The sequence below is a fragment of the Clostridium sp. AM25-23AC genome (genome assembly GCF_003435125.1).
Lineage (GTDB): Bacteria > Bacillota > Clostridia > Lachnospirales > Lachnospiraceae > Pilosibacter > Pilosibacter fragilis.
The window spans coordinates 86,097-101,020 of sequence record NZ_QWGI01000008.1; the positions used below are offsets into that span (position 1 = coordinate 86,097).

13 protein-coding genes, 5 tRNA genes and 1 riboswitch are annotated in these 14,924 nt (G+C 50.0%); of the genes, 3 read left to right on the forward strand and 15 right to left on the reverse strand.

What is annotated here, in order from left to right; translation table 11 throughout:
- Positions 1-152: 152 nt before the first annotated feature.
- On the forward strand, positions 153-1,691 hold the full coding sequence (locus DW677_RS06775) for an AbgT family transporter (RefSeq protein ID WP_015553046.1): 1,539 nt from the start codon (positions 153-155) through the stop codon (positions 1,689-1,691).
- Between the two features lie 142 nt (positions 1,692-1,833).
- On the opposite strand, the gene DW677_RS06780 is transcribed toward DW677_RS06775, so the two are convergent.
- Positions 1,834-2,358, reverse strand: coding sequence for a C-GCAxxG-C-C family protein (locus DW677_RS06780; protein ID WP_015553045.1), 525 nt, complete (start codon positions 2,356-2,358; stop codon positions 1,834-1,836).
- A gap of 148 nt (positions 2,359-2,506) precedes the next feature.
- On the opposite strand from DW677_RS06780, the gene DW677_RS06785 reads away from it, so the two are divergent.
- Positions 2,507-2,578: transfer RNA gene (locus DW677_RS06785), tRNA-Gln, on the forward strand.
- Between the two features lie 198 nt (positions 2,579-2,776).
- Here DW677_RS06785 and DW677_RS06790 read toward each other — a convergent pair.
- From DW677_RS06790 to DW677_RS06835, 11 genes are all read right to left on the reverse strand, one after another.
- Positions 2,777-2,850: transfer RNA gene (locus tag DW677_RS06790), tRNA-His, on the reverse strand.
- A 36-nt stretch (positions 2,851-2,886) separates the two neighbouring features.
- Positions 2,887-2,960 (reverse strand) — tRNA-Arg (locus DW677_RS06795).
- A 23-nt stretch (positions 2,961-2,983) separates the two neighbouring features.
- Positions 2,984-3,054: transfer RNA gene (locus tag DW677_RS06800), tRNA-Gly, on the reverse strand.
- An 89-nt stretch (positions 3,055-3,143) separates the two neighbouring features.
- A tRNA-Pro gene (locus tag DW677_RS06805) sits at positions 3,144-3,218 on the reverse strand.
- A 282-nt stretch (positions 3,219-3,500) separates the two neighbouring features.
- Positions 3,501-4,025 (reverse strand): metallophosphoesterase, encoded by a 525-nt coding sequence (locus DW677_RS06810; RefSeq protein WP_117566726.1) that lies wholly within the window; start codon positions 4,023-4,025, stop codon positions 3,501-3,503.
- Positions 4,026-4,028: 3 nt separating this feature from the next.
- Positions 4,029-4,631, reverse strand: a complete 603-nt coding sequence (locus DW677_RS06815; RefSeq protein WP_015553043.1) for an XTP/dITP diphosphatase — start codon at positions 4,629-4,631, stop codon at positions 4,029-4,031.
- 7 nt (positions 4,632-4,638) lie between these two features.
- A complete protein-coding gene (locus tag DW677_RS06820; RefSeq protein WP_117566727.1) occupies positions 4,639-6,162 on the reverse strand; it encodes a lectin like domain-containing protein in 1,524 nt (507 codons plus the stop codon).
- Positions 6,163-6,230: 68 nt separating this feature from the next.
- Complete coding sequence (locus DW677_RS06825; protein ID WP_117566728.1) at positions 6,231-7,397, reverse strand: class I SAM-dependent RNA methyltransferase; 1,167 nt, start codon at positions 7,395-7,397, stop codon at positions 6,231-6,233.
- Between the two features lie 259 nt (positions 7,398-7,656).
- Positions 7,657-7,971 (reverse strand): rhodanese-like domain-containing protein, encoded by a 315-nt coding sequence (locus DW677_RS06830; RefSeq protein ID WP_015553041.1) that lies wholly within the window; start codon positions 7,969-7,971, stop codon positions 7,657-7,659.
- 293 nt (positions 7,972-8,264) lie between these two features.
- Positions 8,265-8,441, reverse strand: a complete 177-nt coding sequence (locus DW677_RS18280) for a hypothetical protein (RefSeq protein WP_015553040.1) — start codon at positions 8,439-8,441, stop codon at positions 8,265-8,267.
- Positions 8,442-8,523: 82 nt separating this feature from the next.
- The gene (locus DW677_RS06835; RefSeq protein ID WP_015553039.1) at positions 8,524-9,882 is read right to left on the reverse strand and encodes an MATE family efflux transporter; all 1,359 of its coding nucleotides are present in this window, start codon (positions 9,880-9,882) and stop codon (positions 8,524-8,526) included.
- Between the two features lie 372 nt (positions 9,883-10,254).
- A riboswitch (THF riboswitch) is annotated at positions 10,255-10,352 on the forward strand.
- Between the two features lie 65 nt (positions 10,353-10,417).
- Between DW677_RS06835 and DW677_RS06840 the strand changes: the two genes are divergently transcribed.
- Positions 10,418-11,002 carry a folate family ECF transporter S component gene (locus DW677_RS06840; protein ID WP_117483501.1) on the forward strand — a complete coding sequence of 195 codons (585 nt, stop codon included), beginning with the start codon at positions 10,418-10,420 and terminating at the stop codon, positions 11,000-11,002.
- A gap of 127 nt (positions 11,003-11,129) precedes the next feature.
- Here DW677_RS06840 and DW677_RS06845 read toward each other — a convergent pair whose 3' ends face one another.
- From DW677_RS06845 to DW677_RS06855, 3 genes are all read right to left on the reverse strand, one after another.
- A complete protein-coding gene (locus DW677_RS06845) occupies positions 11,130-11,822 on the reverse strand; it encodes a C40 family peptidase (RefSeq protein WP_117483502.1) in 693 nt (230 codons plus the stop codon).
- Positions 11,823-12,186: 364 nt separating this feature from the next.
- Positions 12,187-12,681 (reverse strand): DUF1700 domain-containing protein, encoded by a 495-nt coding sequence (locus DW677_RS06850; protein ID WP_015553036.1) that lies wholly within the window; start codon positions 12,679-12,681, stop codon positions 12,187-12,189.
- A gap of 6 nt (positions 12,682-12,687) precedes the next feature.
- Positions 12,688-14,625, reverse strand: a complete 1,938-nt coding sequence (locus DW677_RS06855; RefSeq protein WP_117566729.1) for a fructose-1,6-bisphosphatase — start codon at positions 14,623-14,625, stop codon at positions 12,688-12,690.
- Positions 14,626-14,924 lie beyond the last annotated feature (299 nt).

Below are 14,924 nucleotides of genomic sequence, written 5' to 3' on the forward strand. Positions count from 1 at the left end.
CTTTTTTTTCAGTTTTCTAATCTAAAAATAAAAATTATAAACACTTTATAAAAAACATATAGCTTTTTCGAACCATTTATAGTATAATATCCATGCAAGCGGGATCTCGGGGGTTTAGATCCCGTAAATTAAGTTTACAGGAGGTTTTTCAAATGAGTGAAAACACTACCGCTAAGAAAACCGGCGTGGACAAACTGATTGATGGTATCGAAAAAGTTTGTAACAAATTGCCGCCGCCAGCGATTCTGTTCTGCTGGCTTTTCCTTATCACAGCCATCATCGGCTGCATCTTCAGTGTAATGGGCGTTGCCCTTACAAACCCGGCTTCCGGAGAGGTCGTAACATCTGCGAACCTGTTCTCCAAAGACGGCGTTGACTGGATCTTAGGCAACATGGTAAAGAACTTTACAGGCTTCGCTCCGTTAGGTCTGGTTATCACCATGACACTCGGTATTGGTCTCTGTGAGGAGTCCGGAATGCTGATCTCCATGCTGAACAGTTCCTTAAAGAACGTTCCTGCAGCTATGATCCCGTACGTAATCGCATTCGTTGGTACCGTTGGTAACATCGCTTCCGATACCGCTATGGTCGTTATCCCGCCGATGGCTGCCATCGTTTACATGGGCGTAGGCAAGCACCCGGTAGTTGGTATGATGGTTGGTTACGCAGGTGCTCAGGCCGGTTTCACAGCAAACCTGATGGTTGCCGGTACTGATACTCTGTTACAGGGTCTTACAAACGATGCGATCAAGGCATTCATCCCGGATACAACATTCCAGGTTGACCCGACCTGTAACTGGTTCTTCATGATCTTCTCCACCTTCCTCTGTGCAGCAGTTATCGGATTCTGTTCCGTACATATGATCGAGCCGCGTTTCGGAAAATACGAGGGTGCCGGAGAAGCAAAACTTGAAGAAGTTACTCCGCAGCAGAAGAAAGGTCTTAATGCTGCAGCTCTTACCGCGATTATCTACATCATCATCATTGCAATCGGATTCTTCACCGGTCTTCTTTCCGGCGAGAACGGTGCGTTTATCGGATCCCCGCTCTTAAAGGGCCTGATCCCGATCCTGTTCGTTCTGTTCTGCCTCTGCGGTCTTGCATACGGCTTCACTGCAGGCACATTCAAGAACGCTGTTGATGTCAACAAGGCAATGTCAAAGCAGATGGCCGGTATGGGTTCCTACGTTCTGTTCTGCTTCTTCTGTGGACAGTTCCAGGGCTTATTCAACTGGACAAAGCTTGGTACACTCCTTGCGATCGCAGGTGCTGACGGACTCGAGGCTGCTGGCTTCACAGGCATTCCGCTCTGTGTAGCTTTCATCCTTCTCTGCTCCTTCGTCAACATCTTCGTATCCTCCGGTTCCGCGAAGTGGGCTATTTTCGCTCCGATCTTCGTTCCGATGTTCATGCTCCTCGGTTATCATCCGGGCTTCACACAGTTACTTTACAGAATTGGTGACTCCCCGTTCAACTGCTGGACACCGATGTCCGCATATATCTGGATGATCTTAAGTGTTGCTCAGACAAAGTACGTTCCGGATCTCAAGATCGGTACTCTGATCTCCAATATGATCCCGATGTCCATCGTTCTTCAGATCGCATGGATCATCGTAGTTGTTATCTGGATGATGATCGGACTTCCGTTCGGACCGGGCGTAGGCGTTGCTCTTCCGGCTGGAATCCTCTAATTCAGAGTATAGCAGCTTACAAAGCTTATTGTGTAAAATATAACGGCAGAATGACCCGTCGCTTTTGCGGCGGGTCATTTTTTGTTGCCATAATGATACCTCAGAGATGAGTTCTTTTCTTCTCAAGATCGGAAATTCAATTCTATTTCTGTAGTTCTTCCAAGTGTCTCTCCAGAATATCCGCTGCACAGGCTGCAAGCTCTGCACATGGGCGCTTTTTATAGTAGCTCTCCGTTCTCGCCTCCGGAACCGGAGTTGTATCCGAATTGATCCCCGATAAAAGTTCCCTGCAGATATAGCTGCCGTTCTCGTCCTTAAACGTCGTTACAAGCTTCTGAATCCTTTTATAGTGATCCTGCTTCTCCGCCGCCGCTTTCGGGTCTGTATAGCCTTCCAGAGCCCCACAGACCAGTGCCATTCCGCTGACACAGCCACATACCTCCCGAAGTCTTCCGAGGCCGCCGCCAAACGAGGACGCCAGGCCTGCCGCCATCTCTCTGCTGATTCCGCGCGTCTCCAGTTCATCCGCAAACGCCAGTGTCACCGCCTGAGAGCAGTTGTAACCTTCCCGGAACAATTCTCTCGCCAGCTCACCTCTCGATTTTAAACAGACTGATCCGTTTTTTTCTGTGTTTTCCACAACCTTTGCTGTTTTTTCCTCTGTCATTGCTATATTCCTTTCCTGTCAAACCATAGTTACAGTTCTGCCATGCGCTTTCTCATCCAGATCAGCATATGGCAAACCAGATGGCAAGTTGCCAATCCTCTGCTTGTTTTTTTTTCAGTCTTATGATAGAATACTAATGTTATGGCAATGGGCCATCGCCAAGCGGTAAGGCACAGGACTTTGACTCCTGCACTCGAGGGTTCGAATCCCGCTGGCCCAGCGGAAAAGGCTGAATTTCTATTATGGAAATTCAGCTTTTTTCATTTTCATTGAGTTCATTTTCTATTTCCTGAATCATCTTCAGAATGCTTTCCCGACAATGTTCCACTGCATCCGCACATACGTCCAGATCTTCCTTCAAATCTAACCTTTCATAAAATACAAAAAAGCCCCGGGAACTGCTTCCCAGGGAAATACGGGTGGATACAGGGATTCGAACCCTGGGCCTCCAGAGCCACAATCTGGCGCGCTAACCAGCTGCGCTATACCCACCATAATATAAAATTCGAAATCACACTTGATTTCAAATGAGCCTGAAGGGATTCGAACCCCCGACCCACGGCTTAGAAGGCCGTTGCTCTATCCAACTGAGCTACAGACTCATTATGCTTTTTCGCAAAAGCAAAGCGGGTGATGGGAATCGAACCCACGTATCCAGCTTGGAAGGCTGGTGTTCTACCATTGAACTACACCCGCAGGAAAATTTTTCTTTTTTCGCTGACCAGTAGATTATATCTCATATCCACTCATTTGTCAACAAGTTTTTTATCTTTTTTCGATAAAAATCGGGGTGACAGGATTCGAACCTGCGACTTCCTGGTCCCAAACCAGGCGCTCTAGCCAAGCTGAGCCACACCCCGGGGATTTCGTAAAGCATTTAAAAACAAAAGTTCACTAAATGCGTTTAAAATTATACCGTAGATAGGTTGGATTGTCAACCACTTTTTTTATTTATTCGAGGCTTTATTCGAGGCTGAATCCTCCACTATCTCTGTTCCGGCGGCATTTCTTCTACAATTGGCTGCATACGCACTTTCTGCGCAGGCAGCTATCTGATTTCATACAAAAAGCAGTTCCGAACTTATTCTTCGAAAACTGCTTTCTGATTTTATCTGTTTTGTGCCAATTATTTCCGGTCCCGCCTAGTAAAGTCCCGACGGAATATCCCTGTCCTGATCCACATAACAGACCGTATAATGTGCCTCACCGTTCCGATCAAGCTCCATCAGCATGTAGGACGGCTTTCTTCCGTCCTGTCTCGGATAGGAGAGACTTCCCGGGTTCAATACAACAAGCCCGTCCTGACAGTACTCCAGATGCGGCTTGTGGGTATGTCCGAACATGACGATATCGGCTTTTCTGGCTCTCGCCTCTTCCTTGATCGTCTCCAGCTCGAAAGATACGCCGTACATATGGCCATGGGTCAGAAATGCCCGGTATTTTCCGATCGAGATCTCCTTCTCCCTGTCTGTCTGGGAGAAGAAGTCATTATTTCCGCGCACCACGCGGATCACGCAGTTATCATTATTTACCCATTCCTTAAAATATGCCTCGCTGCCCTCGGTATCGCCCAGGTGGATCAGCATATCGAACGGGGACTGTTTCTCAATAATTTCCCTGAGATTTCCATCTCTTCTGTGGGTATCGCTCACGATCAGAATTTTCATACTTTATTCTCCGATCTCTTCTGCAAGACGTTTCTTCATCGCCCGAAGCGCTTTTCCGCGGTGACTGATGGCATTCTTCTCATCCATGGTGATCTCCGCCGATGTCTTTCCGTACTCCGGCAGCATCAGGATCGGGTCATAGCCGAATCCGCCTGCGCCAGCCGGTTCATGGGCGATCACACCCTCCATGGTTCCCTCCGCTGTCAGGGTTCTTCCATCCGGGAGAACTGCCGCGATCACGCAGACGAAACGCGCCGTGCGCTTTTTCTCCGGAACACCATCAAGGCGGTGGATCAGGTTCCAGTTTTTAATTTCATAGGAAGTCTTCTCTCCCATGTAGCGCGCGGAGTAAACGCCCGGCTCCCCGTTCAACGCATCGATCACAAGACCGGAGTCATCTGCCAGAACGATCCCGCCTGTCTTCTCCCACACGGCTTTTGCCTTAATTAACGCATTTGCCGCGAATGTATCTCCATCCTCAACAATATCAATATCCACACCGGCTTCCTTCATGGACAGGATCTCCGCCCCGAGGTCTTTTAAAATCTCGCGGATCTCCCGCATTTTTCCGGCATTTGATGTTGCAAAAACAATTTTATGTTCCATGTATCTCTCACTTTCCAATTTTCCGGCTGTAGGCCTTCAGGCACACGTTGCATCTCTTGGATGTCTCCGTCCGTTCCCACAAAGAGCCGTCGAAACTAATATACCCCTCGCCGTCGCCTATGTCAATATTTCCGGTCCGTCCGCCCCCAGCATACTCCACCGCCACCGGCTGCGTCGTCCCAGGCGTGCGGATCCTTACCGCCACAACGAACATTTCGCCTGCATCCAGTTCCTGGGACTTTGCCAGATTCACCGTATAAAATCCCGTATCCGGCAGTGTCCCGGATGCCAGGACTTTTCCACTGTCCGTCTGGAATTTCACATTATTTTCCACATGTTCACGGAAGCTGTCCCCGTCAAACACATACACTTCATACTCCGTGTCCGGTGCCGTAGCGTAGAAGCCCACCGCCTCCAGCATCTCGTCTGACTCCGCTGTATACGCGTTCGCCATCCAGGCCTCCGGCTCGCCGAATCCCATCTGCCCGGTCCAGCCGCAGAGGTCGCTCTGGTAATTCCTGTCGAAATTGTCCGCCGGTCCGATGCCGCAGTAGGAGATTCCGCTCTCCGCGATCCAGCTGTCCTCGTAGGACACATGGAAAAAGCCGCCGTCTCCGAAGTTCTCTCCCCAGCTGTTCACGCAGAGGAACGCTCCGTCCGATTCCGGGTTCGATGCAAATTTTTCTTTCGGATAGTTGTCATCCCATCCGATGATCACCGCGTCATGGTTCGGTTCTTCGCTGCCTTTGTAGCAGACATCCTCATCACTCACCCGGTTTTCTGACGGGAGGTAGAGGGACGTCTGGACACCGCCATATAAATACACCGCCCGTTTTACCGCGTCGTAATTCCGTTCCGGCAGGATCCGGATCTCCTGGACGTGGCAGACAGGTGCAAGGCCGTCCGGCGAAGTGCTGTCCCCATAGGGATCATCCTCCTCGGAGACAGGTCCCTGCCAGGCTAAAAGATACGCCATCGCCATACTGTAATCGCCGCCGGAATTCTGACTGATCCCAAAACTGTTGTGGATCGACATGTGGTCCGCCGAGAGCGGCACCGCCATGGACTCCGGCATAGAGGTCTCCACCGCCTTTAACGCCGCGAACGCCCAGCATGTGCCAAGATCTCCCTGGTCGGAGACGGAGACGGTCCGATGCTCACGGATGTCATAGGATGAGGGGAGTTCTATGGCTTCCGGATCCGAATTTCCGCTGCCGGAAGCCTCCGTTCCTGCATCTGTATTCTTCTGGTCAGGATCAGCTCCCGCTTCATCTGTTTCTGCCAGATCCACGCCGCCATCTGTCAGCGTTTCCTTACCCCCGTCCGTGCTTTCCACACGCTCCGCAATATCCTGGTCAGATTCTTTCTCTCCGCCTTCCTGTTTCGGATCCAGCACAAAGGCGATCTCTGTGGTTACCAGATCCAGGATCTCTGTCCTCGCTGTAAAGACAGCCCCGGCTGCCAGCACCGCGATCCCACAGATCCACAGGCCGTCTCTGTTTCTGCGCCCTTTTCTTCTTCGACTTCTCATATCCGCTTACCTGCGTTTCTGCCTGCAATCGGCTTTTTTGTCATCTCTATGTGTCTGCTGCCGGTCTGTTATCTCTCTTCTCTTCTGTCCTCACGCTTTCTCGGCGGTTTCGGTCCTAAGAACTGGTAGAAGTAGGTCTTCATCATACCATTGTAGATCTTCCGATTCTTATCCGCCTTGCGACCGAAATACCGCTCGGTGTCTTCGTAAGCCGTAATGATATAGGCAGACCAGGAATCCAGCGCCGCGAAGCGCTCGCCGATGGTCTTATATAACTCCGGCAGGTTCTTTTTATCTTCAATTCGCTCACCGTACGGCGGGTTCGTGATCAGGAAGCCGTACTTTTTCGGGTGGCTCAGGTCGCTGACGGATCTCTGCTGGAAATGGATCAGCTCATCCACTCCTGCTGCCTTCGCGTTCGCTCTCGCCGCACGGACGATATCACCGTCGATATCATATCCTTGAATATCCGTCTGGACGGAGAGGTCCACGAGATCGTTCGCCTCGTCCATGGCGTCATACCAGCATTTTCTGGGGATCAGGTGCTTCCAGTCCTCGGACAGGAACTCACGATTCATTCCCGGTGCCATATTTGCCGCGATCATCGCCGCCTCGATGGGGAAGGTGCCGCTTCCGCAGAACGGGTCCACGAGGATCCGGTCGCTCTTCCACGGGGTCAGCATGATGAGAGCCGCCGCCAGCGTCTCCGTGATCGGTGCTTTACTCGTCAGTGTGCGGTAGCCGCGCTTATGCAGGGACTCGCCGGTGGTGTCGAGAGCCACTGTCACCGTGTCCTTGTGAAGGAAGACACGGAGCGGGAAGCTCGCGCCGTTCTCCGGGAACCACTCGATCCCGTACGCCTTTCTCATACGCTCTACCATGGCTTTTTTCATGATGGACTGGATGTCAGACGGGCTGAAAAGCTTACTCTTGATCGAGGAAGCTTTCGCAACCCAGAATTTCGCATCCTTCGGGAGATATTCCTCCCACGGGATCGCGCGGGTTCCCTGGAACAGGTCCTCGAAGGTCTCTGCGTGGAAGCTTCCGACCTTTAAGAGCACGCGCTCCGTTGTTCTGAGGAAAATATTGGCGCGGCAGATCGCCTCCGCATCACCGATAAACGTCACACGCCCGTCTTCCACCTGGCTGACCTCATATCCAAGGTCCAGGATCTCCTTTTTCATCACTGCCTCCAGGCCGAAATGGCATGGGACGATCAATTCAAATGTATTCAATCTGATTTTCTCCGTTCTGATGTGTCATGTAACTGCCTGGTATCTTAGCAGTTACTGTATTTTCATAGTTTCGCGCCATCCACGACTTACGCCAAATGGTCATATTCCATTTAATTTTAAGGGTTTGCAGCGTCTCTGTCAATCCCTGCCGAACCTCAAAGCAGACTTACATTCCGCATTTTTTCCGAACTGCTTATACAATAAGCCTGGCTCCCGGATGCAGCTTATCACTGATAACCGCGTTCGGTGCAAGAATGTGCTACTCTTTACATCTCACATAATACTTCCCTCTATAATAATGAAGTCCCCCAAGTGCATTCACCGCGTCATACCCGCACCCTGCAAGCTTCCTCGCCGCAAGCAGGCTCTGGCCCCCGTAGGCGCAGTAGATGACCACAGGGCGGTCTTTCGGAATCTCCGCCTCCACTTCATCCAGCCGCTCATAAGGCAGGTTCACAGCCCCCAGGAGATGTCCTGCCTCATATTCCCTCTGCTCCCGCACATCCAACAAGGTGAATGTCCGCTCCCCGTCCAGAAGATACTCCAACTGCTGCACCGAAATCGTCCGAAACATATACCTTCTCCTGAAACATATCCTTAATGTAAGGTATGCCGGGCGGTCCGGACAGGTTCTATGTACACTATTACACACAAAAAATGTGCCTTGGCACATTCTCGCACCTCGCGCGGTCGCTTGCGACAATCTGCATCCTCGCGCGAGTGCGCATCTTTGGCGTGTTAGTGCCTTTTTATGTAACAGGGATTTCCCAGGAATTCCCTGTTACATAAAAACAGCGGCAGGTTCTGCTCCTGCCGCCGCTTTCATCATATTCTGCGAATGTGTGCTGTCTTCACATCCACATCTTTTTATCTCTTGCAGTTTCTGCCATTATCCATAGAGTCCCTGGAACTGTTTCTTGTGCGATTCTGGCTGCTGTTTTCAGAACGGTTCTGGCTGTTTCTGCTCTGATTCTTTGTCTTATCGTAGGTCTCAGACTCGCTGCTCTTCATGTTGTCGTCCATATCATAGCTGTTTCTTGCCATTTTTTCGTACCTCCTAGAGTGGTTTTCAAGCCGCGGACATTTTCCGCCGCTGCATCCTCTAGTATGGTCCGTTCCCGAACGATTATGCAGCTTCCCCGAAAAGAACTTTTAATTTTTTCATACAGTGGAAGAACGCCGGGATCAGGAAAGCATCCGCGAAGATCCACGCTAACGGGCTTGCAAAGCATGCCGGAAGGAAGCCGAATACCGGAACGAGGCAGAAGCCCACGAGAGATCGCGCCGCCATCTCGCAGACACCCGCGAGGATCGCGAATGTGGAGAATCCCATTCCCTGGATCGTAAAACGCACCACATTCACAAAGGTAAGCGGTATGTAGAACATGCTGTTTCCGATAAGGAACATCGCCACGCGCCCGATGATCTCCGTCTGGTCCGCGTCCATGAAGAGCAGCGCGATATACTTTCCACCGAAGAACAGGATCACAAATGCGATCACGGAGTAAATGATTCCGATCAGACTCGCCGCCTTCAGTCCCTCTTTCACGCGGTCCAGCTTCTTCGCTCCCACGTTCTGTCCCGCGTAGGTCGCCATGGTTCCGCCCAGTGCGTCAAACGGACAGCAGAAGAACATGCTGACCTTGCTTCCTGTGGATACCGCCGCAACCGCCATGGAACCTAAGGAGTTTACCGCCGTCTGGAGCACAACGCTGCCGATGGCCGTGATGGAATACTGGAGTCCCATAGGGATTCCCATACTGCAGAGGGTGCCGAGCATTCTTCCGTCTGGCTTCCACTCGCCGTTTTTCATATGAAGGATCGGGTAATGCCTGATCATGTAGATCAGGCACAGTACCGCGGAGATTCCCTGGGAGATGACCGTCGCCAGAGCCGGTCCGCCAACGCCCATGCCAAGGACCAGGATCGTAAAAAAGTCGAGACCGATGTTCATGAGGGAGGACAGGAGCAGGAAGTAGACCGGTGTCTTGCTGTCGCCCAGACTTCGGATGATGCCCGCCAGCATGTTATAGAGGTATGTGACCGGGATTCCAAGGAAGATCACAAAAATGTAATCATAGGCGCCCTGGATAATGTCCTCCGGCGTATTCATCCACTGTAAAATGTTCATGCAGAGCAGTCCGACGATCGTCGTCATGACCACCGCAAACACCGCTGAGAGCCATCCGGCGTTCGCCACGAACTTCCTCATTCCCGTATAATCACCCGCGCCGAACTTCTGCGCCACCGGGATCGCAAATCCGCTGCAGGCACCGGTACAGAAACCGATGATCATAAAGTTGATAGAACCCGTCGAACCAACTGCCGCCAGGGACGATACCCCCAGACATTTTCCGACAATGATCGTGTCTACCATGTTATAAAACTGCTGAAAAAGAAATCCCAGCAGCATCGGAACTGCAAAGCTTAAGATCAGCTTCATTGGCGATCCGACTGTCAGATCCTTTACCTCACTTTTCTGCATATGTAACTCTCCTGTGTCATTTTACTCAGTTTTTATGTTCTGTAAATCATGGTTCCGGTTGAATCTTCCTGACTCTCTGACATACGTTTCCCATGGTCTACATGTTTCAAACGAACTTGCTGTATTATAAATCAGTGTTTTCAAAAAGTATATATATCAAAACACCGAAATTACGTAAATTTTTTCCACATTCTTTCGTCAAAAAAGCTTTTCGGCCGTATCGTTTCGACCCACCTGCGTTTTCCGGGTACATGTTCCGTCTGATTTTCGCCTTTCTGCCGTTTTTTCCTTATTTCACCCTTTACATTCCGCACCATTCATGATACTGTAATTGCATCAGGGGCGCTGACCGCCCTGAAAATCAAACAAACATGCAGAGTAGACGTGTGCGCGTCAAGTGCCCGCCAGACAGGGAGTTGCTGGCAGGACGAAGGGAATTTCCCGCGGTGCACATATCGCATCCCGCTGCATCAGAAGATAGCTCCGTCTATTATCTCCTGTTGTGGTCCGAGAATCTGCAAAGGAGGTATTTTTTATGCAAAAAAGCTCGAACGACCTCTTTTCCAGGATTTTTGAATCATCCCGTGAATTCAAGAAGGTCACCACCATCACTACCTGCGCCATGTTCGGCGCGCTGTCCGTTGTACTTGGATACTACTCCTTTAAGATCACACCAAACTTAAAGATCGGCTTTGGTTCGATCCCAAATATGCTGGTGGATTATCTGTTCGGCCCGGTCGTCGGCGGATTATTCGGCGGCGCTATGGATGTGATCAAGTTTATGCTGAAGCCGGACGGCGGATTTATGCCGGGCTTTACGTTCAACGCGATGCTTGCGGCGTTTATCTACGGCCTGTTCTTCTATAAAAAGAACCTTTCCCTGCCGCGGATCCTCACGGCAAAGCTCGTGGTGATCGTTCTCTGCAACATCGTCCTCGGCACTTACTGGTTGACGCTCTTAAACGGAAAGGGATTTTTAGCAATTCTGCCAGCCCGCGCCATCAAGAACCTGATCCAGTGGCCGGTGGACTCCCTGATCTTCTTCCTCGTGGCGAAAACCTTGGAACAGGCAGGAGTGTTTAAGCTTATTCTTCATGCTGGGAACCGTCAGAGAAGATAGTATAAATCTGCTGCTGACGACCTCTTTCGAATGCATCGCAGTAAAAAAATGCTCTCTGCAGCAATCCTAACGATCTGCTGTAAAGAGCACTTTTTTAATCCTTTTTATCCTTTATCCAATTTTCAGGTTAATCGCCAAGTACATTTACGATTCTCACCGGTGTGCGGTAGTTCCATCTGGAAACCTTGATTCCGGTTCTCTCTGTGGAGGCATGTACGATCTGTCCGTTTCCGATGTAGAGAGCAACATGGTTGATCCTCTTTCCGGATCCGTAGCAGATAATATCGCCCGGGCGCATCTCGGAGCTGCTTACCTGGCGGCCCATACGAGACTGTCCGCCGGAAGAATGCGGAAGTTCAACTTCTGCTGCGTGACGCATTACATAGGAGGTAAATCCAGAACAGTCAACACCAGTATTCGGGTTTGTTCCGCCGTATTTGTAGCGGTTTCCTACGAACTGGAGCGCATATGTAACAATTTCGGAACGGAGATCATTCTCAACTTCGATAGCTGCCTCAAGTTCTGCCTCTGCCTCGTCGGCTTCTGCCTCAGCCGCTTCCTCCTCATCGGAGTCTGCCTCATCAGCATTTGCTTCTTCTTTATCTGTCGTCTCTTCAGAACTCTCTGTTTCTTCTGTCGCTGTCTGCTTGTCCTCTTCCAACAGGTTTCCGTTTTCATCGAGGTGGATGATTCTTACGACCATCTTGTCCTCTTTTACAGCTGCTGTTGTCTCGTCCGCGAAGGAAACGATCGGAAGGGCTGCCGTTAAGGCCATACATAAGCAGGTGATTTTTAAAGTTCTGAAAAGTTTTTTTGTCATTGATGTCCTCTTATCTTAAACTTTAATGATTTGTAATGTTTGTTACAAATATGTTAAATCTTGTTACGAACAAATTATATTTCTCACAGCCACTTTTGTCAATACATATGAAGGAATTCATAAACTCTTAATAATTTAGGCAAAAACCGCCAAAAATGCGGCGTTCCCCCGCAGAGAGCGCCGCACATGTTTACATAACTTATTTCAATTGTAACATCCTGTAATCTGTTGATTTTTTCAGTAAAATCAGGGTTTTTCGGACATTTTCGTCTTTAAATCCATGAACTGATCCGCCATTTTCTGTGCCTGTATCTGCAGCTCGCATTCACGGTCGCCTGTTCATTTCTTCTTAATATCTGTTTTATTACCTGCCACGGAAGTTCTTAACAAGCCAATAAATAATAAGGCACATTAAGATCGGTCCAGAGAACCGGATCAGAAGATAGAACACGCCGCCCATAATGCTGAACACAACAGAGATCACAAGGAACAGGATCACAACAAGGGCTAATTTCCAGTACCACTTATTCAGATCGAAATAATGGATATTCGGCGCGGAGCCGTTCTGATAACTTTCCTGGCTGTAAGTGCTTCTTCTGTCATCGCCCCGCGGGGACGCGTCCTCAAAACTTCCATAACCGTCTCCGGTCTCTCCCGCCGCCTCAGCGGAATCGATGATCGTTCGGGCCACGATATTCGGCTCGCCGATCTCCTCAATAATTTCATCCATGGTACGGCCTTTTCCCAACTCCTGTGAAAGATAATCCGCGTAATAATTCAGGTTGTCGCGGATGACCGACGCCGGGACCTCACCCGAGAGTGCTTCCTCCAGGCGTCTTAAAAATTCGTCCTTGTTCATGTAATTTTACTCCAGTTTTTCTTTAATGATGCCGCCGCGGTACACTGCCACGAGCTCCTTGAGGTCCGCGATCTTCGCCGCAAGCTCTTTTCCTGTATCCGTGTCCGCAACCATCACACGCTTTTTCATCTTCTCTACGATCATGACTTTCGGCGTGTTTTCATGGTTCCGGTCAAAAGGCTTGTGCTCCGCCAGGGCAAGGTGGTGGGAATTGAAGATCAGGGTGTAGCCCGCAATTCCCGTCTTAGGCTGGTAAGACTTCGAAAGTCCGCCGTCAATAACGAAGAGCTTTCCATTTCCCTTGATCGGACTCTCGCCGTCCTTTAATTTTACCGGGACATGGCCGTTGATAATGTGGGAGCCTTCGATCGGGAGTCCGAATTCCTTGAGGATCTTATTACAGAATTCCTCTTTTTCGCACAATTTATAATACGGGTTCATGTTTTCTTTCGCGGCTGCCTTGTCAGCGACAAAGTAATTCTCAAAGGTCGCCATATTGTCTTTTCCGTATACCGGAGACTTCGGACCGCACCATAAATACCACATAAAATCACGGTACCAGTCCTTCGTCGGATCATCATCCGGCAGGAAGTATGCCATCTTCACCGCATCCTCGATATAGTCAAGCAGACGTTTTCCGGAGTAGATGATCCCCTTGAGCTTCAGCTCCTCGAAGGTTCCATCCTCTTTCATCGGGATACAGCCGTGATATAAAAGGTTCGAGTTGCACCGCTTGTACATCGCGCCGTGGGAATACACGAAACGGATATGGCGGTGAAGCGTCTCGCTGTGATGGAAGGAAAGTGCCAGGCTGTTGATCAGTTCCTGCTCTTCCTTCGTGAGCTTTAACGGGTCCTGCGGATCGATCGTCGGGAAGTTCATATCCAGCATCTTATAGTCTTTCCCGTGGATATTTACGGTTCCTTTTTCAAAGTTGATATGTTCCAGATGGATCCGGTCGTTGATCTGGTAATCCGGGTGGCGCTTCGTGATCTGACCTTCCACCTTGAACTGGATCACTGTGATCGCCTTGTGCATCTTCGCCGCAAGTCCCGGGTCTACCGCATCATAGATATTTTCATCCAGGATCTTCGGAAGGAACCGCTCACACGGGTCATCCCGGTAGACCTTCGCCGCAAACATGGACAGCGGGCGGAGATTGATTCCGTAACCGTCCTCAAGAACGTCAAATCCGTTGTAGCGGATCGCAATCCGGAGCACATTACAGATGCAGGCCAGATTGCCTGTGGCTGCGCCCATCCAGGAGATATCGTGGTTGCCCCACTGGATATCTACATCGTGGAAGTGCATGAGCTCGTCCATGATAATGTCCGCGCGCGGTCCACGGTCGAAGATATCGCCGATGATATGCAGACTGTCCACAGTCAGGTTCTGGATCAGGTTGCAGAGCGCCCTGATGAACTGGTCCCCCATCTCGATGTCGATGATGGAGTGAATGATCTCATCGTAGTAAACTTTCTTGTTGTCATCGTTGTAGTCCACATGAAGAAGTTCGTCGATGATATATGCGAATGCCGGTGGCATTTTTTTACGCACCTTCGATCGTGTAAACTTCGAGGATACTTCTTTACAGATGCGCACCAGGCGGTAGATCGTGATCCTCTGCCAGTCCTCTGTGAATTTTCCCTCTTTCTGGATCTGGCGGATGTTCCGTTCCGGATAGTAGATCAGATTCGCTAAGGCGATCTCCTCCTCGTCCGAGATCACATAGCCGAAGGTCTCCGATATTTTTTCACGGATAATACCGGATGCGCTGCGAAGCAGATGGATAAATGCTTCGTACTCGCCGTGCAGGTCACTGAAGAAATACTCGGTTCCCTTCGGAAGTCCGCGGATCGCCATCAGATTGATGATCTCACTGGATGCCGCTTTCACTGTCGGATACTCTTTTGCAAGCAGCTTCAAGTAGTCCAAATCTCTCATTGTCTTTGTTTTCCTCCCTGCGTTTTTCCAGGCGCGTAAATTTTCTCCTGCCGTTCCTGGTCCCGTTTTTCCCGCATTTTTGCTGGGTTTTTCGCCGGATCTTTCCGCCTTGCCGGTTAAAAATTTAACCGCCTGGGAATTGCTTTTCCATTTATTTTATAGTAACATATTCATATTCAAAACTCAACAAAAGAATGGATGACACCGGGGACCGGACCTTCACTTTGGTTACTGTTCACGCTTTGCGCAAACAGTAACTGATTTTGCCGATGCTTCGCATTCCGAATCGGCAAAATCCA